Annotated in this window: 20 protein-coding genes; 6 read left to right on the forward strand and 14 right to left on the reverse strand. The window is 62.9% G+C overall.

Annotated elements, in window-relative coordinates; all coding sequences use genetic code 11:
* Positions 1-32: 32 nt before the first annotated feature.
* Both L4X63_RS22920 and L4X63_RS22925 read left to right on the forward strand, forming a co-directional pair.
* A complete protein-coding gene (locus tag L4X63_RS22920) occupies positions 33-875 on the forward strand; it encodes an SIR2 family NAD-dependent protein deacylase (RefSeq protein WP_250680995.1) in 843 nt (280 codons plus the stop codon).
* Between the two features lie 197 nt (positions 876-1,072).
* Positions 1,073-1,807 carry a UPF0149 family protein gene (locus tag L4X63_RS22925; RefSeq protein ID WP_250680996.1) on the forward strand — a complete coding sequence of 245 codons (735 nt, stop codon included), beginning with the start codon at positions 1,073-1,075 and terminating at the stop codon, positions 1,805-1,807.
* A 92-nt stretch (positions 1,808-1,899) separates the two neighbouring features.
* On the opposite strand, the gene L4X63_RS22930 is transcribed toward L4X63_RS22925, so the two are convergent.
* Positions 1,900-2,301 carry a VOC family protein gene (locus tag L4X63_RS22930; protein ID WP_250680997.1) on the reverse strand — a complete coding sequence of 134 codons (402 nt, stop codon included), beginning with the start codon at positions 2,299-2,301 and terminating at the stop codon, positions 1,900-1,902.
* A 163-nt stretch (positions 2,302-2,464) separates the two neighbouring features.
* Between L4X63_RS22930 and dusB the strand changes: the two genes are divergently transcribed.
* The 4 genes from dusB (at position 2,465) to L4X63_RS22950 (ending at position 6,895) form a co-directional block, all read left to right on the forward strand.
* Positions 2,465-3,430, forward strand: a complete 966-nt coding sequence (gene dusB, locus L4X63_RS22935) for a tRNA dihydrouridine synthase DusB (protein ID WP_250680998.1) — start codon at positions 2,465-2,467, stop codon at positions 3,428-3,430.
* Positions 3,423-4,508 carry a two-component system sensor histidine kinase NtrB gene (locus tag L4X63_RS22940; protein ID WP_250680999.1) on the forward strand — a complete coding sequence of 362 codons (1,086 nt, stop codon included), beginning with the start codon at positions 3,423-3,425 and terminating at the stop codon, positions 4,506-4,508. The genes dusB and L4X63_RS22940 overlap by 8 nt, the downstream gene beginning before the upstream one ends.
* Before the next feature lie 238 nt (positions 4,509-4,746).
* The gene (locus tag L4X63_RS22945) at positions 4,747-6,189 is read left to right on the forward strand and encodes a sigma-54-dependent transcriptional regulator (protein WP_250681000.1); all 1,443 of its coding nucleotides are present in this window, start codon (positions 4,747-4,749) and stop codon (positions 6,187-6,189) included.
* A 142-nt stretch (positions 6,190-6,331) separates the two neighbouring features.
* Positions 6,332-6,895 (forward strand): isochorismatase family protein, encoded by a 564-nt coding sequence (locus L4X63_RS22950; RefSeq protein WP_250681001.1) that lies wholly within the window; start codon positions 6,332-6,334, stop codon positions 6,893-6,895.
* A gap of 1 nt (position 6,896) precedes the next feature.
* On the opposite strand, the gene L4X63_RS22955 is transcribed toward L4X63_RS22950, so the two are convergent.
* The 13 genes from L4X63_RS22955 to L4X63_RS23015 form a co-directional block, all read right to left on the reverse strand.
* Positions 6,897-7,595 carry a response regulator gene (locus L4X63_RS22955; protein ID WP_250681002.1) on the reverse strand — a complete coding sequence of 233 codons (699 nt, stop codon included), beginning with the start codon at positions 7,593-7,595 and terminating at the stop codon, positions 6,897-6,899.
* Positions 7,596-7,794: 199 nt separating this feature from the next.
* Entirely contained in the window at positions 7,795-9,078 is a 1,284-nt protein-coding gene (locus L4X63_RS22960) for an enoyl ACP reductase FabMG family protein (RefSeq protein WP_250681003.1), read from the reverse strand.
* 21 nt (positions 9,079-9,099) lie between these two features.
* A complete protein-coding gene (gene dnaB, locus L4X63_RS22965) occupies positions 9,100-10,449 on the reverse strand; it encodes a replicative DNA helicase (RefSeq protein ID WP_250681004.1) in 1,350 nt (449 codons plus the stop codon).
* A 160-nt stretch (positions 10,450-10,609) separates the two neighbouring features.
* Positions 10,610-11,248, reverse strand: coding sequence for a DNA repair protein RecO (recO, locus tag L4X63_RS22970; RefSeq protein WP_250681005.1), 639 nt, complete (start codon positions 11,246-11,248; stop codon positions 10,610-10,612).
* Positions 11,249-11,263: 15 nt separating this feature from the next.
* Positions 11,264-12,190 (reverse strand): dihydrofolate reductase, encoded by a 927-nt coding sequence (locus L4X63_RS22975; protein ID WP_250681006.1) that lies wholly within the window; start codon positions 12,188-12,190, stop codon positions 11,264-11,266.
* A gap of 33 nt (positions 12,191-12,223) precedes the next feature.
* Complete coding sequence (locus tag L4X63_RS22980; protein WP_250681007.1) at positions 12,224-14,557, reverse strand: endonuclease MutS2; 2,334 nt, start codon at positions 14,555-14,557, stop codon at positions 12,224-12,226.
* A 42-nt stretch (positions 14,558-14,599) separates the two neighbouring features.
* The gene (locus L4X63_RS22985) at positions 14,600-15,784 is read right to left on the reverse strand and encodes a phospholipase D-like domain-containing protein (protein WP_250681008.1); all 1,185 of its coding nucleotides are present in this window, start codon (positions 15,782-15,784) and stop codon (positions 14,600-14,602) included.
* 123 nt (positions 15,785-15,907) lie between these two features.
* A complete protein-coding gene (locus L4X63_RS22990; RefSeq protein WP_250681009.1) occupies positions 15,908-16,129 on the reverse strand; it encodes a NifU family protein in 222 nt (73 codons plus the stop codon).
* 159 nt (positions 16,130-16,288) lie between these two features.
* Positions 16,289-17,689 carry an aspartate ammonia-lyase gene (locus L4X63_RS22995; protein WP_250681010.1) on the reverse strand — a complete coding sequence of 467 codons (1,401 nt, stop codon included), beginning with the start codon at positions 17,687-17,689 and terminating at the stop codon, positions 16,289-16,291.
* 227 nt (positions 17,690-17,916) lie between these two features.
* Positions 17,917-18,552 (reverse strand): HAD family hydrolase, encoded by a 636-nt coding sequence (locus tag L4X63_RS23000; RefSeq protein ID WP_250681011.1) that lies wholly within the window; start codon positions 18,550-18,552, stop codon positions 17,917-17,919.
* Positions 18,537-19,694 (reverse strand): class I SAM-dependent methyltransferase, encoded by a 1,158-nt coding sequence (locus L4X63_RS23005; protein ID WP_250681012.1) that lies wholly within the window; start codon positions 19,692-19,694, stop codon positions 18,537-18,539. Before L4X63_RS23005 ends, L4X63_RS23000 begins: the two co-directional genes overlap by 16 nt.
* An 82-nt stretch (positions 19,695-19,776) precedes the next feature.
* Entirely contained in the window at positions 19,777-20,811 is a 1,035-nt protein-coding gene (locus tag L4X63_RS23010) for a helix-turn-helix transcriptional regulator (protein ID WP_250681013.1), read from the reverse strand.
* The gene (locus tag L4X63_RS23015; RefSeq protein WP_250681014.1) at positions 20,811-22,280 is read right to left on the reverse strand and encodes a DEAD/DEAH box helicase; all 1,470 of its coding nucleotides are present in this window, start codon (positions 22,278-22,280) and stop codon (positions 20,811-20,813) included. The genes L4X63_RS23010 and L4X63_RS23015 overlap by 1 nt, the downstream gene beginning before the upstream one ends.
* Positions 22,281-22,419: the final 139 nt, after the last annotated feature.

The raw sequence follows: 22,419 nt of genomic DNA on the forward strand, positions 1-22,419 counted from the left end.
GGTTTTCCCCTCCCGTTACAGGAGGCGGTTCCATGGATCTTTCCGATCAGTACGCCAAAGCTGCCGAATGGATCGGTGAAGCCCAGGCACTCCTCGTGACCGCCGGCGCGGGCATGGGCGTCGATTCCGGCCTCCCCGACTTTCGCGGCGATGCCGGCTTCTGGAAAGCCTATCCCCTCTACCAGCGTCTCGGGATCAGCTTCGTCGACGCTGCCAACCCCGACCACTTCGAGCGCGACCCCTCCTTCGGCTGGGGCTTTTACGGCCACCGTACCAACCTCTACCGCGAGACCGTTCCCCACCGCGGCTTCTCGATACTGTTGGAATGGTCACGGCGCTTCGGGATGGAGTACTTCGTGGCCACCTCCAACGTAGACGGCCAGTTCCAGAAGGCCGGCTACCGCGAAGACGCCGTCCTCGAGTTTCACGGCTCCATCCACCACCTGCAGTGCACCCGCCCCTGCTCGAACCGGATCTGGGAGAACCGTGAAGCGTTCGGGATCGACCTGGAGACCATGCGCTCCGGCCACGTGCCGCTTTGCCCGCACTGCGGCGCCACCGCCCGCCCCAACATCCTCATGTTCGGCGACTGGGGGTGGATCGAGGAGCGGACCCGCCGCCAGCAGGACCGCTTCCGTGCCTTCCTCGACCGCAACTCCGGGAAAAGGATCGTGGTCGTCGAGATGGGGGCCGGTACCGCCATCCCGACCGTGCGCGCCGCCAGCGAACGGGTCGGTTCCCTCTCCCACGCCCACGTTGTCCGGATCAACCCCCGCGAGCCCGAAATCCGCCCGCCCCACATCTCGCTCCCCTGCAACGCGCTGGAAGCCCTGTCGGCCATCGACGATTGCCTCGCCAAGCCGGCGCAAGGATAGGAGCTTCCCCTCCTTCAGGGGAAGGGGGGCCTAAGGCTGCGCGGCGGTTTCTTTACCGTCCTGCGATGGCTCATATCAGCTGTGCCTGACGCGTACCTGGCATCCTCAAAAAATTCTGCTATTATTATGCAATTCTAATTCTGAGCCTTGCGCCGGCCTTGGTGCTTCCGTAGAAAACCCCAGAGTGGAGAAACCATATGAGCGAGAATCTGCTTGAGGCCCCTGAGCGGGACGCGATCGAAGCGCATCTGAAAAAGTGTCAGGAAAACTTTGGCCGGGAGACTTCCTTCGAGCAGTTGCTTGGCTTCGTCACCGGCGCCGTCATCACGCCGGGAGGATTCGAGCCATCAGATTGGCTGCAACAGTTATTCGATCTCAACGGAATAGCACTCGGCGCAGTAGAAGAGATCGAGGTCTTCATGGAATCGCTGCTGTCTCTGTACGAGAGGGTGGAGGCCGTGAAGCTGCAGGGAGGAAAGCTGTTTCCTTTCGATCTGCTCAAGGTGAACCTCGTGTCGGATGCCCAGCCGGTCATCGATTGGGCAACCGGCCTGCATCACGCGATCTCGTCGCAGGAGGACATCTGGATTCCTTACGAGGATGAAGTGGATGATATCGATGAGAAATTAAAGGAAGAGGTCAACCTGAACATCCAATCCCTCGGCACGGTGGTAGATCCTTCTACGATACCGGAGATAGTGAAGGACCCGATTCCTTTCCAGCGCAACGTCCTGGCTGGCTCCCCCGATTGGCACCATGCGTTGCGCGAAAGCTGGGACGAGGAGCTTATTATGCTGTTCCGGATCTTCGGTATCGCCCGCCTGCACCATATCGTGGATTCGCTGCAGCGTTACGCAGCCGCCTATGATGAGGATTTTGTGGTAGTCGACGCCAGCAAATTGGGGATGCCCCGGGACGGGGAGGAGTCCTGACCGGCCAGCGGCCATGGTCTGCCGTATCGTAGGGGCGTAGGCATCGTAAAAGGGCCGGCTTTTCAAGCTGGCCCTTTTACATTCCGCCTCTGTCACGCCACCAGTGGCAGATTCAACTGCCAGGAAACGCCAAAGCGGTCGCTGCACCAGCCGAACCGGCGGCTGAAGCCGTAGCCGTTGAGCGGCATGAAGACCATGCCGCCTTCGGAGAGCAGGGCGAAAGCACGATCCAGTTCTTCGGCCGAGGCAAAGTCGACGAACAGCGAGATCGACGGCGTGAAGGTGAAGGCGTGCTTCACGAAGCTGTCGCTGAACAGCAAGCGATGGCCGTTCAAGTCAACCCGCGCCAGCTTCACGGTGCCCTCAGGTCCCTGCTCTCCCGCGCCGTAGCGCTGGATCTCTTCGACGCGGAAATCCGGAAAAACGGAGCCGTACAGTGACAGGGCATCCTGCGCGTTGCCGTCCTGGAACATGAGAAAGGTAGAAACGATCATAGTAAGCCCTCCAATTGGCTCCTTGTGCCGCCCGTGATAGGCACTGTTCTTCACCGTCTGTTGCAACCTTGCCACACGTTTTCTTCCTGTATAATCCCCTTGATTTCCGTGACCCTACCTGTTAGTATGCACATTTTTTAGGCAGAAAAGGAAGATGAAACCTATGCAGAAAACGGTGGCGATCGGATCGCTGACCTTGAAGAACCGGTTGTTCCTCGCCCCGATGGCGGGAATAACCAACCTCCCGATGCGATTGATCGCCCGCCGCGAGGGGGCCTCGCTCACCTTCACCGAAATGGTCAGCGTGAACGGACTCACCCGCGAGGGGCGCAAGAGTTTCGATCTTTTGAAGACTACCCAGGAGGACCGCCCCATCGGGATGCAGCTCTTCGGCGACGAGCCGGAGATGGTGGCCGAGGCCGCCCGGCTGGTCGAGGGGTACGGCGAGCTGGTGGATATTAACATGGGCTGCCCGGTTCGCAAAGTGGTCGGCACCGGGGCCGGCAGCGCCCTTTTGAAGGATCCTCCCCGCATCGCCGCCATGGTGGCCGCGGTGAGGAAGGCGACCACGCTCCCGCTGACCATCAAGATCCGCACTGGCTGGGTTTGCGGCGACGACGTCTTCCTCGAGGTGGGACGGATCGCCCAGGAGGAGGGGGCCGACGCCATCACCCTCCACCCCAGGAGCCGCGCGATGATGTTCGACGGCCACGCCGACTGGTCGAAGATCGGCGAGCTGAAGAGTCTCCTGAAGATCCCGGTGATCGGCAGCGGTGACCTCTTTACCGCCCAGGACGTGGCCGCCATGCTGGAGCAGACCGGCTGCGACGCGGTGATGGTGGCCCGCGGCGCGATGGGGAATCCCTGGATCTTCCGCGACTCCCTTGCCATGCTGGCCGGCGGGGAGCCCGTCCCCCCCACCGCTTCCGAGCGCCATCAGGCCGCCCTCGAGCACCTCGCCCTTTTCGAGGAGCACGAGGGAGAGCGGCTCGCGCTCATGGAGATGCGCAAGCATCTCGCCTGGTATTCCAAGGGACTTCCCGGCGCCGCCCAATTCCGGGCCGCCGTCAACCGGATCGAGGATCGTTCCCAACTTGTCGAGGCAATGGAGAGCTTTTTCCATGGGTGACACGGCAGAGAGCTATTACGCGAATGTGGTGGACAGTTTCGGCGACGGCGTCATCGTGCTGGACAACGCCGGAGCGGTGACCCACATGAACCCGGCGGCCGAGGAGATGGCGGGCGTTTCCCGGCGCCTGGCCAAGGGGAAGCCGTTCAAGGACATCTTCAAAGGGGAGGATGCCCTCAACGAGATGGTGGCCAAGACCGTCGCCACCGGCATGTCGGTCTCCGATCACGAGAACATCGTCCTCAAACGCAGCGGCAGGATTACTCCTATCGGCACCAGCACCTCGCCCCTTTTGAGCTCCTCCGGCGAGCGGATCGGGACCATCGTGCTTATGCGCGACCTCACCAACGTGCGGGAGCTGGAAGCCGCCGTCCGCCAGGCCGACCGCCTCTCCTCGCTGGGGGCCTTGGCCGCCGGTCTCGCCCACGAGATCAAGAACCCGCTGGGGGGGATCAACGGCGCCGCCCAGCTTCTCGAGATGGAGTTCCCCGACAACGAGGATCTCCGCGAGTACATCCGGGTCATGCTGAAGGAGGTGCAGCGGGTCAACGTGATCGTCGAGGAACTGCTGGCCCTGGCATCTCCGGGAAGGCTGAAGCTCGGGAAGGTCAACCTCCACCGGGTCCTTTCGGATATCGTGCTCCTGCAAAAGCGCGCCACCGGCGGGCGGGAGGTCGCCATCCACCAGTACTTCGATCCCAGCATCCCCGCCATCCTGGCGGACGAGTCGCTCCTGACCCAGCTCTTCCTGAACCTCATCAAGAACGCCATCGAGGCGGTCGGGGAGGGGGGTGTCGTCAAGGTCACCAGCCGGGTGCTCTCCGACTACGCCATGAACCAGATCGGGGAGAGGCGGGCGCGGATGGTCGCCATCGACGTGGCCGACAACGGCCCCGGCATGGCGCCGGACGTCCTGGAGAATCTTTTCACACCCTTTTTTACCACCAAATCCAAGGGGACCGGGCTCGGCCTCGCCATCTGCCAAAAGATCGTGTCGGAGCACCGCGGCATGATCAAGGTCGATTCCGACGCCTCCCGCGGCACGGTCTTTACCGTGATGCTCCCCTTGATCCAGTAGTTTTTTCGCAAGCTCCGCGGGCCGGTCCTCAACGGCGAGGGCCGCCAGGTCCCCCTTTGACAAAGGGGATTCAGGGGGATTTGTCTTGGGCGGAATGAGAAATTCCCCCCGTCCCCTTTTTTCAAAAGGGGGAGAGACGGTTCCCTTTTGAGGCGGAGTAGACAGGAAATTGCCTAATTCATGGGGCAGCAGCGTCGCTACCCTGCTTAGCTGAACGATTTTGCCCCAGGAGTCACCCATGACAACCATCAAGAACATTCTGGTCGCCGACGACGAAGAGAGCATGCGATGGGTCCTTTCCAAGGCCCTCCGGAAGAAAGGTTTCAACGTCGAGCTGGCGCGTGACGGAGACGAGGCGCTCCGGATGATCAAGGAGAGCTCCTACGACCTGGCGCTCCTCGACATTAAGATGCCGGGCGTGTCCGGGCTCGAGCTTTTGGACCGGATCAAGGATGAGAGCGGCGACCTTTTCGTGGTCATCATGACCGCCGAGGCGAGCATGAAGAACGCGGTCGAGGCGATGAAGCGCGGCGCCTACGACTACTTCACCAAGCCGTTCGACCTCGGGGTGATCGATGCCCTGGTGGAGAAGGTGAGCCGGGCCCGCGAGATGACCTCCCAGGTCTCGCTCCTGAAAGAAGAGCTGAAGGACCGCTACCAGCTCGAAAAAACCATCATCGGCAACTCACCCGTCATGCGGGACATCTACAAGACCATCGGCAAGGTCGCCCCGAGCGACGTGACGGTGCTCGTGCAGGGGGAATCCGGCACCGGGAAGGAGCTGATCGCCCGCGCCATCCACTACAACTCCAAACGGCTCGGCAAGCCCTTCATTCCCTTGAACTGCGCCGCCATCCCGAAGGAGCTTTTGGAGAGCGAGCTCTTCGGCTTCGAGAAGGGGGCCTTCACCGGCGCCTCCGAAAGGAAGCTCGGCAAGTTCGAGCAAGCCAACGGCGGCACCATCTTCCTCGACGAGATCGGCGACATGCCCTTCGACCTCCAGGCCAAGATCTTGAGGGTTCTCCAGGAGCGCGAAATCACCCGCACCGGCGGCAACCAGAGTATCCCGGTCGACGTCCGCATCGTCGCGGCGACCAACCAGGACCTGGAGGACAGCGTCAGGAAGAAGCAGTTCCGCGAGGACCTTTACTACCGCCTGAACGTGATCCCCATCCACCTGGTGCCGCTACGCGACCGCGCCGAGGACGTGCCGCTTCTGGTCGATTACTTCCTCGCCAAGATCTGCGGCGAGCTGGAGGTCCCGGTCAAGCGCTGCTCGCCTGACGCCATGAAGCTTCTGACCAGCTACAACTGGCCCGGCAACATCCGCGAACTGGAGAACACCATCAAGCGCGCCGTGATCCTCTCTCCCGACCCGCAGCTCGTGGCCGCCGACTTCCCGGGGCTGAGGAGCCGACAGAGCGGGGACGGCAAAGGCGAAGAGCTTTCCCTGGAAGGAATCGTCGACCTGAAGCTGCGCGGGAGCTTCACCAACATGGAACGGATGGAGAGCGGCGACGTCTACGCCATGGTTCTCGAGCAGGTGGAGCGCCCGCTGATCCGCTTCGTCCTGGAGAAGACCCGCGGCAACCAGGTCAAGGCCGCCGATATCCTCGGCATCAACCGCAACACCCTCAGAAAGAAGATCACCGAGCTCGGCATCGAGCTCAGGAAGGAATAACAGCCAGAGTCTCCTCAGCTCACCCCCCTTTGGAAAAGGGGGGGCGGGGGGGGGGTGCCGGAGGGAAAAATCCCCCTAAGTCCCCCTTTTTCAAAGGGGGACTTAATCGACATTACCTGAAACAACAAGACAGGAGGGTACCGTGAGTGTGATGGAGAAGTTCTTTTTGGACCGGAACACGGCGCAACTGGTGGTGGTCGACGTGCAGGAGAAGCTCTGCCTGGCGATGGATCCCCCGGTGCTTGAGAAGCTGACGAAAAACATCTCCATCCTGCTCGATGCGGCGGCCGAACTGGGGCTCCCGGTAGTGGCCACCGAGCAGTACGTGAAGGGGCTCGGGGCGACCATCCCGGCCCTTAAGGAGAAGCTCGCCTCCGCGGCGCTCGAGAAGATGACCTTCAGCTGCTGCGGCGGCGAAGGGTTCATGGAGACCCTGGCCAAAAACGGGAAGAAACAGGTAATCCTGGTGGGGATGGAGACTCACGTCTGCGTGCTGCAGACCGCCCTGGAGCTGATCGAGAAGGGGTACGTGGTGCATCTCGTGTGCGACGCGGTGATGAGCCGGAAGAAGGACAACTGGAACATCGCCAAGCAGGCGATGGCGGCGGCCGGGGCGGTGCTGACCTCGACCGAGTCGGTGGTCTTCCAGCTTCTCAAGGTGGCGGGGAGCGAGGAGTTCAAGAAGCTCTCCAAGCTGGTCCGTTAGGCTAGCTGTGCTGGGTGAGGAAGCGGGCCAGGTCCGCTTCCGCCTCTTTCGGGATGGAGATGATCTCGACCCCGAAGCCGATCGGCAGCACCGGCTTCACCCGGCGCTTCGCCGTATTGGTCCAGGCAATTTTCCCCTTCGCCTGAATCACCGTCCCGATCGGGTCGGGAAGTGCGAAGACCAGATCGATCATCCTCCCGATTTCCGCGTCGATATCGGATGAGATATAGGCACCGTGGCGGCTGATGTCGGCCAGGGTGCCGGAGAGGGTGACGCCGAAGGCACGGAATTTCGCCTTGATGTTGCATGGCACCCGCTTGTCGCGCCGCTCGATCTCCGGGAGGAACCTGCGGGCGGTCGCCAGGAAGAGGAGGCGGTCGAGCGGCTTGGTCATGAAGTCGTCGCACCCGGCGTCCATGCAGAGTTTACGATCGTCCGCCTTTCCCTCCGAAGTGATGAGAACGACCGCGGTCTCCTTGAGATTGCGGTCTTCTTTTATCTTGTGGCAGCAGTCGGCGCCGTTCATGACCGGCATGTGGAGATCCATGAAGACGAGGCCGGGCTGCTCCTGCCGGCAGAGGTTGAGCGCCTCCTGGCCGTCGCGTGCAGTGAGCACCCGTACTGCGGAGTGTTGCAGGTATCCCTTCTCAAGTTCCAGGAACATATTCACGTCATCTACAAGCAGAATCTTTTCCGCCATAACATTTCCTTACGCTTAAACGTACGCACGCAGTACCGAGGACGGTGCCAGAGTCACCACGCCCCGTGAGGAGGACGTCCCCCCCCTTTGCGAAGGGGGGACAGGGGGGATTTTAGCCCAAGGTCACTCTCTTCTCTTCGGGGAGGCTTCCCCCACCCCCTGCCCCCCTCCCTCAAGGAGAGGGGGAACGGGAGGCAATCTATATCCCGGCCAGCGCCTTGGCGATGACGTCGTGGTTCAGCCAGAAAACCGGTGCCTGGGGATTCCATGAGGAGTTGAACATCAGCCTCCCGACGCCGACGAAGACGGCGCGGGAGAGGACGGCGCAGACGATCTCCTTGGGATCGGCGTTGAGCGAGATGAGCTCCGCGGAGACGTTCAGCATGTACTCCTGCTGGGCGGGGGAGTTGTGCTGCGGCCAGGAGTCGTAGTCGCGCGTGGAGGTGATCAGCGGGTTGACCAGGTAATCGGTGGCGATTTTAACCAGGTCGCCGGTGGTGGACCCTTCCTTCAGCAGCGACTGGCATTCGTCGACCACCGAATCCACCCCTTCCTGCTTAAGGGCGGACAGCAGCGGGTAGAGGGAGTTTTCGACGCCGAGGAAGAGGGCGCTCGAGTTGGTGAGGATTTCCGGGCAGTTGTAAACGGTGGCCTTGATGCCGTTATCCCAGGCGGCGGTGGCGATCTCCTCGAGCCGGATCTTGGCCCATCCCTGCAGGTACGGGGTGTAGGACTGCCAGACGAACTCGCCGTTCACCATTACCTCGCAGCCGTGGTAGCCGTAGGCGGCGTAGCGGACGTCGTGTTTTTCACGCAAGGAAGCGGTGGACTCGATCAGGTAGCCCAAGGTGTCGGCGGTGACTTCATTGAAGCTCAGCGCGCAGAGCTGCCCCAGGTCGGAATTCCAGAACGGCTCCGAGGCGAGGAAACGGTCCCCCTGCCCCTTGAAGAGCTTGTTGAGGATCGGCATGAAGACGCGGGCGCGCGGGATACCGCCGGCCATGGTGTGTACCACCAGCAGGTCCGCTTTGGAGGGGAGCAGGGCGGAGAGTTCCTTGACCACGGCGGCCAGGTTGTCGCGGAAGCGCTTGGTGCCGGTCTTGCGGGAGAAATCGACCTCGGCCGGATCGAGCTTCACCGAGGCCCACTCGTCCGGCTTCACCCCTTTCAGGCGGTCGCAGGGAGTGACGCCGTCTTTGCCGGGCTCCATGTCGAAGCCGGCCTCCAGCGGGATGTTGATGATCTTTCCGCCCAGGTTGGCTTCGGCAGCGGCAAGCTCCTCGGCGTTCAAGGGGCGCAGGGTCCCGTCGGAGTCACGGCGCCCGACGGTGGCGCCGATAATGGTCATCCCCTTGGCGCGCGCCTCGTCGATGATACCGTTGGCGTAGCCGCGGCCGAACAGTTCGCCGCAGAGGAAAAGAACGTCCCCCTTCTTGAATCCCGCAGTGGCGGGCACTTCGCGCATGGCGTGGTACTTGGTCATAGCATTCCTTTCTTTCACTCGTTATGAGTAGTCTTCTTTGGCAGCATTTTCGAAACGGGTGAACTCGCCGCGGAAGGTCAGGTCGACCGTTCCGGTCGGGCCGCTTCTATGCTTACCGATGATGATTTCCGCCTTCCCTTTGAGCTCCTCGTTGTCCTTCTCGTAGACCTCTCCGCGGTAGACGAACATGATGATGTCGGCGTCCTGCTCGATAGCACCCGATTCCCTCAAGTCGCTCATCATCGGGCGCTTGTCGGAGCGCTGCTCCAAGCCCCGGTTGAGCTGGGAGAGGGCGATTACCGGGATGCCTAGTTCCTTGGCCAGCCCCTTGAGCGACCGGGAGATCTCGGAGATCTCCTGCTGGCGGGACTCCGGGTTGACCCCTCCGCGCATGAGCTGGAGGTAGTCGATGACGATCAGCCCGATGTCGTGCTCGGCCTTCAGCCGCCGTGCCTTGGAGCGGAGCTCCATGACGGTGATGGAAGGGGTGTCGTCGATGAATATCTTGGCGTCGTGCAGCGCGCCGGCCCCCTTGGTGAGCTTCGGCCAGTCGTTCTCCAACAGGTGGCCGGTCTTCAGCCTGCTCAGGTCCACCCGGGCCACCGAGCAAAGGAGCCTTTCGACCAGCTGTTCCTTGGGCATCTCCAGCGAGAAGATTGCGGCGGGGTAGGGGGTCTCCGATTCGATGGACGCGTACTGGGCGACGTTCAAGGCGAAGGTGGTCTTCCCCATGGCCGGGCGCCCGGCGATGATGACGAGATCGCCCGCATGGAAGCCGGCGGTCATCTTGTCGAGATCGGTGTAGCCGGTCGGAACCCCGGTGATCAGCTCCTTCTTCTCGTAGAGGAGCTCGATGTTCTTGATGGTGTCCTTCAGGATGTCGCTGACCTGGTAGTAGGCCGGACGGAGCTTGTTCTCGCCGATCTCGAAGATGACCTTCTGGGCGGTGTCGAGCAGCTCCTCGACGTCGACCTTGTCCTCGAACCCCTGGCTGACCAGGTCGGTGGCGGCCGAGATCAGCTTGCGGGTAAGCCCCTTCTCCTTGACGATCTTGCAGTAGTAGGCGATGTTGGCCGCCATCGGGACGTAGTCCACCAGGGTGGCCAGGTAGGCGCCGCCCCCCACCTCCTCCAACTCACCCTTCTTGCGGAGCTGGGTGGTCATGGTGATAAGGTCGCACGGCTCCCCACGTTCGCTCAGCTCGATCATGGCGCGCATGATCTTCCGGTGGGTCTCGCGATAGAAATCGTCCGGGGTGAGGATCTCCAGCACCCGGTTGATCGCCTCATTGTCCACCAGGACACCGCCGAGGATCGACATCTCCGCCTCGATGCTCTGCGGCGGCAGTTTTCTCATGTCCATGGGGTTCATCGCTACCTCTTGAAACGTCCTGCTCGTGACACTTTTGTGAACGGAGAATAGTACCCGCATCCGGCCCACCGGTCAACCATTTTGCTTACGAAATCAAAGGGAAAGAGGTGGAGTCCCCTCCCTCAAGGGGAGGGGACGAGGGGGTGAGGGAGGGAATGGACTAGGCCCCGCACTCCCTTAGAAAGGCGAGCGACTTGAGCTCCCGGTCGAGGTGCAGGTCGATGGCGGGATTGAGGAGAAGGTCCGCCTCCCTGAGGAGGTGGTCGGGGAAGACCACGGCGCCGAACCTCCCGGTCCGCATGGCCCGGTCGAGGAGGTCCGCGGTCTCCTGCGAGACGCCGCGCACCGAGAGGTCGGGCTGGTAGCCGAGGATCTTCAGCAGGTTGACGGTGAAGAAGCGCCGGTCGGATGGGGAGAGCGGAGCGCAGTCGAGCCTTTCCAGGTAGCAGTAGAGGAGGCGGAACAGCCGGGGATTGGGCTCCTCCTCGGGAGTGAGGCGTTCGACGAGCTCGCAGGCGTAGGCGGCGGTACCGATCTTGGCTAAGTCAGTGCGGATGCCGGGAAAGATGCCGACGATGTCGGCGGAGAGGAGGGTGGCGAGGCCGCTTCCCTTCTGGAGCTGGAGCCTCAGGTGCGCGAACGCCTCGAGCGCGCCGCCGAAACGTTTGCGGCTCTTCTTGGCGCCGCGGGCGATGCCGGAAATCTTTCCCTGCTCCAGCGAGAAGAGGGTGACGATGCGGTCCGCCTCCCCGTAGTCGGTGAGCCGGAGCACGATGGCTTCAGTTTCGGACTTTCTCATGTACTCGCTTGGGCATTACCCCTTGTGGTTGGTGAACTTGCTCCTCAATAAGCCGAGGCATCTGTTGAGGACGTTTTCTCTGGGGAGCGACGGGATGACCGGGGGGTGGCGGGTTCCTATCCGCACCAGTTCCGCCTGGAGCTCGGCTCCGCCCCCGAGCTGCATCCCGAGGCGGAAGGTCGCCAAGGCCTCCCCCTGCTTCCCGGCCATGAACTGGACGCGGCCGAGGTTGAGGCAGACGCGGGGATTGTGGGGATCCTGTTGGAGCGCCTCCTCCGCCATCTTGAGCGCGACGGTCACGTCACCGCCGCTCTTGGCCAGGCAGAGGGCGAGATCGGAGCTGCACTCCGGGGTGTCCTGGATGGCGGAGGCCTGCTCCAGGCAGATCCTTCCCAGGAAGAAGAGCTGGCGCTGGATCGCCTCCTTCCCCTTGCGCCGCAGTTCCTCGACGTCCTCGCCGCGGACCCGTCCGTCCACCCGTTCGAAGGTCACGAAGGTGATCGGCGGGGTGAGGTCCTGGCGCTCCTCGATGGCGGTCTGCTGGAAGGTGGCGGGGATTTCCGGGAAGAACGTGTCCCCCGGGTGGCGCTCATGCACCACCGTGAGGTAGATCCTCTGACAGAGCGGGATGGCCTCCCTGAAGATCTCGCCGCCGCCGCAGATGAAGACCTCTTCCTCCTTCTCGCAGGCGACCAGCGCCTCCTCGAGGGAATGGACGAGTACGCACTCTTTGAGGGAAGTGAGACTCCTGCTGAGGACGATGTTGCGGCGGCCGGGGAGGGGATGGCCGATGGAGTCATAGGTCTTTCTCCCCATGACTATCGGGTGCCCCATAGTTATGTTTCTGAAACGGGTCAGGTCGGCGGGGATGTGCCAGGGGAGTTTACCCTGGTAACCGATCACTCTCCCCTCTGATATCGCCGCGATGAGCGAGACGATCATAATAGCCCCGATGAAACTTGTTTAGTCATTTATTCATCGCAATGTTACCACGGTAACGCCGTCTCCGCCTTCGAATCGTTCGCCGGTCCGGTAGGAGGCGACCAGCGGGTGGCTGGCGAGATAGCTCCGCACCCCGCGCATCAGCGCCCCGGTTCCCTTGCCGTGCACGATCCGCAGCTCGCCGATCCGGTCAAGGGCCGCATGGTTCAAAAACGGCTCCAACTGGTCGATCGCTTCTTCGACCCGCATCCCGAGGAGGTTGATGCTGGAGGCCGGCTCTTCCCGCTCGGCTTCCTTCTGGGCCCGCTTGGCCCGCACCTTGGTCTCTTTTCCCTTCGGCTTCGCCAGGGCAGAGAGCGGGACCTCGATCTCCATGCTCCCGGCCCGCACCCGGACCTTGCCGTCGCGGCCATCGATGGAAAGGACCTTGGCGTCGGAGTTGATCGGTTTCACGAAGACGGTCTGCCCCACCTCGACCTTGTCGACCGGGATCTCCTGGTCCGGACTCATCTCGGCCAGCACCCGCTCCACCTCGGCCTCGGCCTGATCCAGCTTGGCCTTCGCTTCCCGGGCTTTCTCCTTGCGGGCCTCCTCCATGATCTCCAGCACTTCGCGGCGCGCCTTGCGGATGATCTGCTGGGCCTCCTGGTACCCCTTCTCCTTGGCCCCCTTGACCAGCTCGTTGGCCTCGCGCACCCGGCCGGCCAGGTTCTGCTCGTTGCGGACGAGCTTTTCCTCCCGCAGGGCGAGATCGTCCAGCTTCTCTTCGAGCTGCCGGCTCTTATCCTTGAGGTCGCGTAAAAGGGCGTGGAAGTCGGCCTCCATGGTGCCGATCATGCTCTTGGCGAAATGGACCACGTGGGCGGGGAGCCCGTAGCGGGCGGCGATGTCGAGCGCGTGGGACTCTCCCGGCTCGCCCAAAGTGAGGCGGTAGAGCGGGGCCAGCTTCAGGCGGTCGAACGCCATCGCCGCGTTCAGCATCCCTTGCTCGCGCTGCACGAAACCGATGATCTCGGTCAGGTGGGTGGTGGCGATCACCAGCGCCCCCTTGCCGTGCAGCTCCTTCAAAACGGCGCAGGCGATGGCGGCCCCCTGTCCCGGCTCGGTTCCGGTCCCCAGCTCGTCGAGGAGCACCAGGGTGTCCTTATCGGCGCCGGTAAGAATCGAGGCGATCTTGGAGATGTGGGCCGAGAAGGTGGAAAGGCTCTCCTCGATAGACTGCTCGTCGCCGATGTCCACCAGGATGCTGGAGACCAGCGGAATGCGGGAGCCCGGCGCGGCGGGGATCGGCATCCCGGAGAGGGCCATCACGGTCAAAAGCCCCGCGTTCTTGATGGCGATGGTCTTGCCGCCGGTGTTGGGTCCGGTGACCACCATGACCCGGTTGTCGTCGCTGAACTCCAGGTCGAGCGGGACGACCTCCTTCCCCATGAGGGTCAGGATCGGGTGACGGGCCGCCTTGAGCGAGATGCCGTTCCCCTTCGCGAGGATCGGGGGCTCGCACCTGAGCTTGTCGGAGAAGAGGGCGATGCAGTTCAGGACATCCACCATGACCAGGGCCTGGAACTGCTCCAGCATCAGGTCGGCGTCCTCGCGGATCCAGTCGCAGAGCTGGCGGATGATCCTGATCTCTTCGGCGCGCTCGTCGGCCACCAGGTTCTCGAGCTCGTTGGCGAGCCCGATGATCTCCAAAGGCTCCATGAACGCGGTCTCGCCGGAGTTGGAAACGTCGTGCACGACCCCCGGCACCATTCCCTTGGAGTCCATCCGGACCGGGATCACCCACCGTCCCGACCGCTGCGTGATGAAATCGTCCTGCAGGAAGATCGCGGTGTGGCGCTCGCGGACGATCTCCTCAAGCCGTCTCTTGATGCGGGCGGTGAGCCCCTTCTTCTGCCCCCTGATGTCGGCCAGAAGGCGCGACGCGGTGTCCAGGATCTCTCCCACCTCGTTCACCGTATGTTCCAGAGGGTTGAGGATGTCCGGGAAGCCGGTGATCACCCCCGCCTTTTCCTGGAGAAGCGGAATGTCGTTGCGGTAGCCGAGCTGGGTGGAGACCGCCGCCATGACCCTGAGGGTGGGGATGAAGAGCTGCAGGTCGAGGGGGGAGAAAACGGCGCCGCGCGGGCGCACGCTGCGCAACTGGCGCGTGATGTCCTCGAAGGGGGAGAGCTTGAGGGAGATCCCGAGGCGGTTGAGCTTCCTGATCTCGTCGACCAGTCCCAGGCGGAGTTCGGTCTTTTCCGGGGAGCTGAGAGGGGCGATGGCGAGTGCGTCGGCTCTCGACGCTTCGCAGTGGGAGAAAGCGGCCACGGATTCGAGTATCTTGTCGAACTCCAGCCGCTTGAGGGTGTCTTTGTTTATCATCAAGTCAGCCTTCAACCTTTCTACGTAGTAAGAAATGAATCGCTACAGGAACCAGCTGATCGGGCTGAACACCCTCTCGAGGATCCTGATCGGCCAGCCGCGGCGCTCGTGTTCCTTGAGCACGATGCGCCGGGCCATGCCCATGTCGGTCTCCAGCATGTCGGCCACCTGCTGGCCGAAGTCCAGGCTGTCCACCACCACGTTGAGCTCGTAGTTGCGGTGGAAGCTCCGCTGGTCGATGTTGGCCGAGCCGACCATGGCCAGGTTGTCGTCCACCAGCAGCACCTTGGCGTGCAGGACGGCACTGTTAAGCTCGTAGATCTCGATCCCGCTCTTCAAGAGCTGGGCATAGCAGGTCCGGCTCACCAGCCTGACCAGCGGTACGTCGCTCTGGTACGGGAGGAGCAGCCTGACCCGCACGCCGCGGCCGACCGCCCTTAGCAAGGAGCGGATGATGCGGGGGCCGGGGATGAAGTACGGGCTCGCGATGATCACGCTCTCCGAGGCCCCGGCGATGGCGACCCGGAAGGCGCTCCTGATCACCGAGCGTTTCTGGTGGGGACCGCCGTTGATGATCATGACCTTGGCGTCGCCCCGGACCTCGCCCGGCGTGTCCGGGTCCCGCAGGTGTGCCCAGGAGCCTCGCTCCCGGTGCCACGTTTCCTGGAAGATCCGCAAAAGCTCTCCCGCTACCGCTTCGCCCTCGATCTTGACCCCGGCGTCGCGCCACTTGGTGATCTTCTTGCCGCAACCCGAGTAGACGTCGGCCACGTTGATGCCGCCGGTGAAGGCGCACCAGCCGTCGATCACCACGATCTTTCGATGGTCACGCTTGTCGAACCAAGCACGCCGGAAAGGAGGGGGATTGAACGCGGTGCAGTGTACCCCGCCTTTGACGAGCTTCCTGAAGAAGGAGGCGGGGGTATCGAAACAGCCGATGTAGTCGTACAGCAGGTAGACATGCACCCCGCGCTTGGCGGCCGCGATGAGGGCGTCGGCGAGCTGGTTGCCGGTGTGGTCGGCGCAGATGGTGTAGAACTCGAGGCAGATGCCGTGGCTTGCCTCCCCGATCGCCTGCAAAAGGGCCGGGAAAAACTCGGATCCGTCCCGGTACAGAGTCGCGCTCTGGCCGACGAACGACACGGCCTCGCTGTTCCTCCTGAACAAATTGAAGAACCTCGAGGTCTGGAACCGGAAAGGTTTTCTCTTGCGGCGGATGGTATCCATGGCGTCGTCTCGGAGCGGTGCGTGAGCGAGGGGTCTACATGCTACGAAGCGCGGAAATAACGTCGTTGGATGGCGATTACTTCCGCGCTTCCGTTACTGCGCGTTGCTATGCTGGGATCCGGGTTAGACGGAGATGACTTCCTTCACGCCCGGCACTTTATCCTTAAGGGTCCTTTCGATGCCCATCTTGAGGGTCATCGTGGACATCGGGCAGTGGCCGCAAGCGCCGACCAGGCGGACTTTTACCACCCCGTCTTCACCGACTTCGACCAGTTCGACATCGCCGCCGTCAGCCTGCAGCGCGGGGCGGATATTTTCCAGAACGGATTTTACTTCTTCTACCATGTCGTCCTCCAGGGATTGATTGGGTTCAGCCAGCTATGAGTCTATAGGAATAGCATGATAAATGCAAAAGGTTTAACCCTTCAGTCCGCATCCCACGCCATCCTCGCTGACCATCCGCCTCCCCTCCCCTTGAGGGAGGGGGCAGGGGGGAGGGAAGCACTATCCTTTCTCGTGCACCCCCGGCGTGGTGAGGGGATAGGGAGCCAGCACCACGTCCAGCTCCGCCTCCGTCAGGATTCCCCGCTCGAGTATCACCTGCCGGATGCTCTTTCCGCTCTTGGCCGACTCCTTGGCCACCTCGGCCGCCGCCGCGTACCCGATGCTCGGCGCGAGCACGGTGGCGAGCCCCACCGACTGATCGAGATAGGTGCGGCAGCGCTCCTCGTTGGCGGTGATCCCCGCCACGCAGAGGGTGGTGAATTGGTGCAGGCAGTTCTTGAGGATCTCCAGCGAAAAGAGGAGGTTGAAGGCGATCACCGGCATCATGACGTTCAGCTCGAGCTGCCCCGCCTGGGCCGCCATGGTCACCGTGAGATCCGCGCCCAGGACATGGAAGGAGACCATGTTGGTCACCTCGGCCATCACCGGGTTCACCTTCCCCGGCATGATGGAAGAGCCTGGCTGCATGGCGGGAAGGTTGATCTCGGCGAGCCCCGTCCTCGGCCCCGAGGAGAGGAGCCGCAGATCGTTGGCGATCCTGATCAGGTTGACCGCCGTCCCCTTGAGCGCGCCACTCAAGGTGACGAACGGTTCCATGTTCTGCATCCGCTCGACCAGGTTCGGACTGCGGGTGAGCTTTTCACCCGTCTCGCGGGAGAGCTCCTCCACGATCCGGTCGATGAACTCCTCCTCCGCATTGAGGCCGGTCCCGACCGCGGTTCCCCCGATCCCGAGTTCCCTGAGACCGGGGAGCGCGGCCTCGATCCCCTCGCGGTTCTTGGCGATGGCAGCGGCGTAGGCGGTGAACTCCTGCCCGAGCCGGATCGGGACCGCGTCCTGGAGATGGGTCCGCCCGGACTTCAGGATGCCGTCGAACTCCTCCCCCTTGGCGGCCAGGGCGGCCGAGAGCCGGTCCAGTTCGGCGGCGAGCTCACCGGAGAGCTCCAGGGCGGCGAGCCGCATGGCGGTGGGGAAGACGTCGTTGGTGGACTGGGCCATGTTCACATGGTCGTTGGGATTGACCCGGGCATATTCCCCGAGCTTTCCCCCCATCAGCTGGTTGGCGCGGTTGGCCAGCACCTCGTTCACGTTCATGTTGTGGGAGGTACCGGCGCCGGCCTGGAAGGGGTCGACCACGAACTGGTCCGCGAATTCGCCCCGGAGAGCCTGGCCGGCCGCCTGCACGATGGCATCGGCCACTTCCGGATCGAGCCGGCCGGTCCCGCGGTTGGCCAGCGCTGCGCACCTCTTGATTCTGACGGTGGCGCGGACCAGGGCAGGGTGGGGTTTCAATCCCGAGATGGGGAAATTGCCGATCGCCCGCTGGGTCTGGGCTCCGTAGAGCGCCTCGGCAGGGACCTCGACGGTCCCCATGGTATCTTTCTCAGTCCGTAAAGTCATAGCCAAGCTCCCGTGGATCGGTTTTGTCAGTCGTGGTAGGCCCTATGAGTAATGATATCGAATCGATGGCGTTACATGAGAGGAGAAGAGAAAAAAAGGAAGAAAGTAAAGTCCCCCTTTGAGAAAGGGGGACTTTGAGGAGGTGGGACAGCTGGCCGAGTGTGAGAGAAATCCCCTCCGGCCCCCCATTTTCAAAGGGGGGAGAGGCTGCCTTAGGGCTGTCGTTGCTAGGCGGTGGGCTCTTGAGCCAGGAACTCTCTCAGTCCGAGCAACTGCTCGATGGTGCACGACTCGAAGACTTTCGCACCCAGCGTGGCGGGAAGGGCCAGGTCGACCTGGTAGCGGTCGCCCACAAAGAGGGTTTCCTCCGCCTTGGCCCCGATGGCGTCGAGGAGGAAGATCAGCGTCTCCTCGTCGGGCTTCGGGCGCCAGAAGTCCTCGATGGTGAAGACCTTGCAGAAGAAATCGGCCACCCCGATGAGCTTCATGATGCGGGCGGAGAGCGAGCGGTTGTTGTTCGTGTAGATGTGGATGCCGAAGCGGCTGGCGAGGTCCTTTAAGAGGCCGACGACCCGCTCGTCCACGGCGAGCAGCCCTTCCGGCCGGACTTCCCGGGCCATCCGTTCGTGGAGATCGTGCATGTTGCCGCCGAGCGAGATGACCGCCTGGCTCAGGGTGGCGGCGAGACCGGCCAGGCTGTCTCTCGCTTCCTCCAGCATGAGGTCGGCCTGCTCCACGCTCACCCCCTTCAGTTCGGCGATGTAGCGGCAGGCGCTCAGGTTGACCTGGCCTCCCATCTGCTCATTCTGGTACAGCGTCCCATCGAGGTCGAAGACGATCGCCTTGATCAACTCAGCCCCCATTTCCTCATGCAGAGCAGTTGCGGATTATTGACCCCCTTGGACTGGATGAGGACCTTGAAGGTGTCGCCCATTCCCCCTTCCGGGAGCATCAGTTTCTTGAGGGCGAGGCGGTGCTGAAGCTTCTCCTGCTCGGTCTCGGCCTCGGCTTCCAGGCGGATCAGTTCCTCCATGAGCCCTACGCCGAGCAGGAAGCGGTACTGCTCCCCGAACCATACGGTCTCCAGCCCGAAGTCCTTCCCGGTCTCGATCAGCTGGGTGAAGTTGATGTGGGTGGTGATATCCTGTTCCCCCACCAGGAGGTACGGATCGTCGCCGGTGGTGTGCCGGTGGTAGCAGAGCAGGGTCCCGTCTTTTCTCTGGGGGGTATAGAGCTCCTCGGTGACGTAGCCGTAGTCGATGGTGAGGACGAAGCCCCGGTCCAGCGATTCGGCGGCGGAGGCGAGCCAGCCGGGGGCGCAGAGGTTGATCTCGCCGCGCTGCCCGAGCATGAGCTGCACCTCGAAGCGGTCGAGGTAGCCCTTGATATCCGGCGTGGAGGGATGGCCGAGCCGCTCGCGGAAACCGTTGTGATCGGCCCCCACGTAGACTTCCTTGATCCCGTCATCGGTCATCTCCACGACGTGGACCGGCATGGCGTCGAAGAGCTCGTTGGAGATGATGCAGCCGGTAAAGGTGACCTCTCCGTCGGCCAGCTCCTCGGGGGTGCTCCACGCGAGGTGCCCGGCGTGCTCGCGCAGCCGGTTGGCCTGGACCTCCTTCAGGGTCGGCTCCTTCTCGATCAGCCGGTAGATAATGGTGCCGTAGAGGGTGCTGTTGAACTCCCGGACGGCGTCCAGGATGTCCTGGGCCAGCTGGCCTCCCCCCGCGCCCGCCTCGGCGACGGTGAAACCGGTGGGGGTGCCGAGGATCTCCCAGAAGCGGACGATCTCCCTGGCGACCAGCCGCCCGAAGGAGCTGTGGACGTTCATGCTGGTGTAGAAGTCCCCCTCCGCGCCGACCTTTCGGCCGGGCGAGGTGTAGTAGCCAAGCCCCGGTTCGTAGAGGGCGGCTTCCATGAAGGACGAAAAAGGGATCTCCCCGTGGGAGCGGATCCGCTCGAGGATGATCTGGGCAAGTTTGGTATTGGCAGCCTCGGTGGGCATGGGCGTTCCTCCTGGATAGATTCTCTATATACGGTGCCCCGCACCTTGTCAAACGGGGGGCAATCCTTATCCCCTCGGCGTTTTAGGGGAGAGGAGCAGGGGGGAGGGAGGGGTGGCTTTCTGCCTCGACGTACATCCTGGCCGTCTCCGCCGCTATCCTGGCCAACTCCTCCCGGAGTTCCGCCGGAGCCAAGAGCTCCGCATGGGGGCCGTACGAGAGGAGCCAGGCGAGGATCTCCATCTTTCCCCCCGCCCGGAACCTCAAAAGGAGCGTGCCGTCCTCCCCCCGCTCGATCCGCTGCGATGCGTGCCAGGTCCGATCCGCGATGGCGTGGGCGATCCCCGCGGAGAAGCGGATCGCCACCTCCATGGGCGGCTCCGCCACCAGCCCGAAGGCCTCCTCCAGAGCGTGGGTGGGATGGAATCCCTCGGGGATGTCGAAGCGCTCGGTCCCGGCAGCAACCGAGACGATCCGCTCCAGCGCGAAGGTCCGCAGCGCCTGGCGCTCCCGGGCGAAACCGTGGAGGTAGATCCCTCCCTTCTGGAAGAGCAGCGTGTAGGGATCGACGTGGTAGCTCGCGGGTTCGTCGCGTCCGGGGGATCGGTAGGAGAGGGTGACGCTCTGCTGGTACAGGAGCGCGTGGCGGATCAGCTTTAATTGCTCGGCGGACTTGCTGTAGTCGCGCTTTCCCTGCAGAAGCGGATGGGCGACCTGGGCGATCCGCTCCATGTGGGCGGCAAGGCGCGGGGGAAGAACCGAGTTGACCTTCCCGAAGATGCTCTGCATGTCCTCCATGAAGGGGGTGCCGCTCAAAAGGTCGAGCTGGGATCTCAGGAGAGAGAGGGTCATCAGCTCCTGCAGAGAGAAGCTGATGGGAGGGACGTTCTTGAAGCCGGTCAGGAACCGGTAGAATTTTACCCCGTCCTGCCATTCGGAGACGATCGGGTACCCGGCCTCCTCGATGGCGATCAGGTCCCGCTGGATGGTGCGCCGGTTGACGCCGGTCTCCTCGGCGAGCTCGGCTGCGGATATGCCGTGACGGGCCTCGATGAGCCGGATCACGTCATGCAGCCTCGCCGCCTGGGAGTATTTCTTGGCCGGCCGTCCCTTCCCCATCAGTCGTTGCTGTCAGGGGTGCCGGAGCCGGACGCTTCCGCGCCGCCTTCTCCGGAGGGCTGCTTTTTCTTGCGGGGCCTGCGGCGCTTCTTCTTCTCGGCGCTCTCGCCCCCCGCTTCACTGGCACCTTCGGCGGGTGCTGCCGTGTTGCCGCCTCCGCCTACACCTGCTGGAGTCTCGGCTTTGACGGTGGCATCCTTCTTCGGCTTGTCGCCGCGGCGCCCCTTGTCCCGGTCCCGGCTGCGGTCGTCACGGCCTCCACGGCCCCCTTTCCCCTTGGCCTTGTCCTCGGGGCGCGGCGGGCGCGGCTTGCTCCTCACGTAGTCGTGGACGAACATGTCGTCCTCGGCCCACTCGACCGGAATCTTCTGCTTGATGTACTCCTGGATCGGCTCGATGTAGAAGGCGCCGTCCTCGTCGGCCAGCGAGATGGCCATCCCCTCGGCCCCGGCGCGCGCGGTGCGGCCGATGCGGTGGACGTAGTCCTCGCAGTCTTGGGGGAGGTCGTAGTTGATGACGTGGGAGACCCCTTCGATGTGGATGCCGCGGGAGGCGACGTCGGTGGCGATCATGATGGGAAGCTCTCCCGCCTTGAAATCGGCCAGGATCTTCATCCGCTTTCTCTGCTCCACGTCGCCGGAGATCACCTTGGCCGGGAAGCCGTTGGCGTTAAGGCGGTCCATGAGGAACTCGCACTCGCGCTTGGTGTTCACGAAGATCATGGTCCGCTCCATCCCCATCTTCCGCAGAAGACCGAGGAGCAGCGGGAACTTCTCCTTGCGGGAGGCGTGATAGAGAACCTGCTCGACCCGTTCGGCGGTCATCTGCTCGGGGGTGACCGAGACCTTGACCGGGACGTTCATGAACTCGTAGGCGAGCTCCATGACGCGGGCGTTGAGGGTCGCGGAGAAGAGCATGTTCTGGCGCTTGTCGTAGGCCGGGAGCCTCCTCAGGATGAAGCGGAGGTCGGAGATGAACCCCATGTCGAACATGCGGTCCGCCTCGTCGATGACCAGCGCCTCGACCTCCTTGAGCGAATAGACCTTCTGCTTCAGGTAGTCGATCAGGCGGCCCGGGGTGCCGATCACGATGTCGGCTCCCGCCTTCAGCGCGTCGCGCTGCTTCATGTAATCGACGCCGCCGTAGATGGCCTGCATGTTGAAGCCGGTGTACTTACCGAGGAGCTGGGCGTCCTTCTCGATCTGGACCACCAGTTCGCGGGTGGGGGCGAGGATCAGCGCGCGGGGATGCCGCTCGTCGCCGGGCTTTTGCTGGCTCAGGAGCTTGGTGAAGAGGGAGATCAGGAAGGTGGCGGTCTTGCCGGTGCCGGTCTGGGCCTGGCCGGCGACGTCCTTGCCGGAGAGGGCGAGGGGAAGCGCTTTTTCCTGGATGGGGGTGCAATCGACGAATCCCGCTTCATCGATGGCCCTTAAGACCTCGGACGGGATCTGCAACTCTTTGAATTTCATCAGTGATAGTTGTCCTTTTTTACCTTATTTCAACAGGATAATTAATTAGCACAGTGACCGGGAAATGGCAACGGAAAGCGTGACACAGTCACAAGCCGCCCTTCCCAAGCTTTTGCTTTTTATCGGTTCCTGTGTTATG

It is taken from the genome of Geomonas sp. Red32, from assembly GCF_023652955.1.
Lineage (GTDB): Bacteria > Desulfobacterota > Desulfuromonadia > Geobacterales > Geobacteraceae > Geomonas.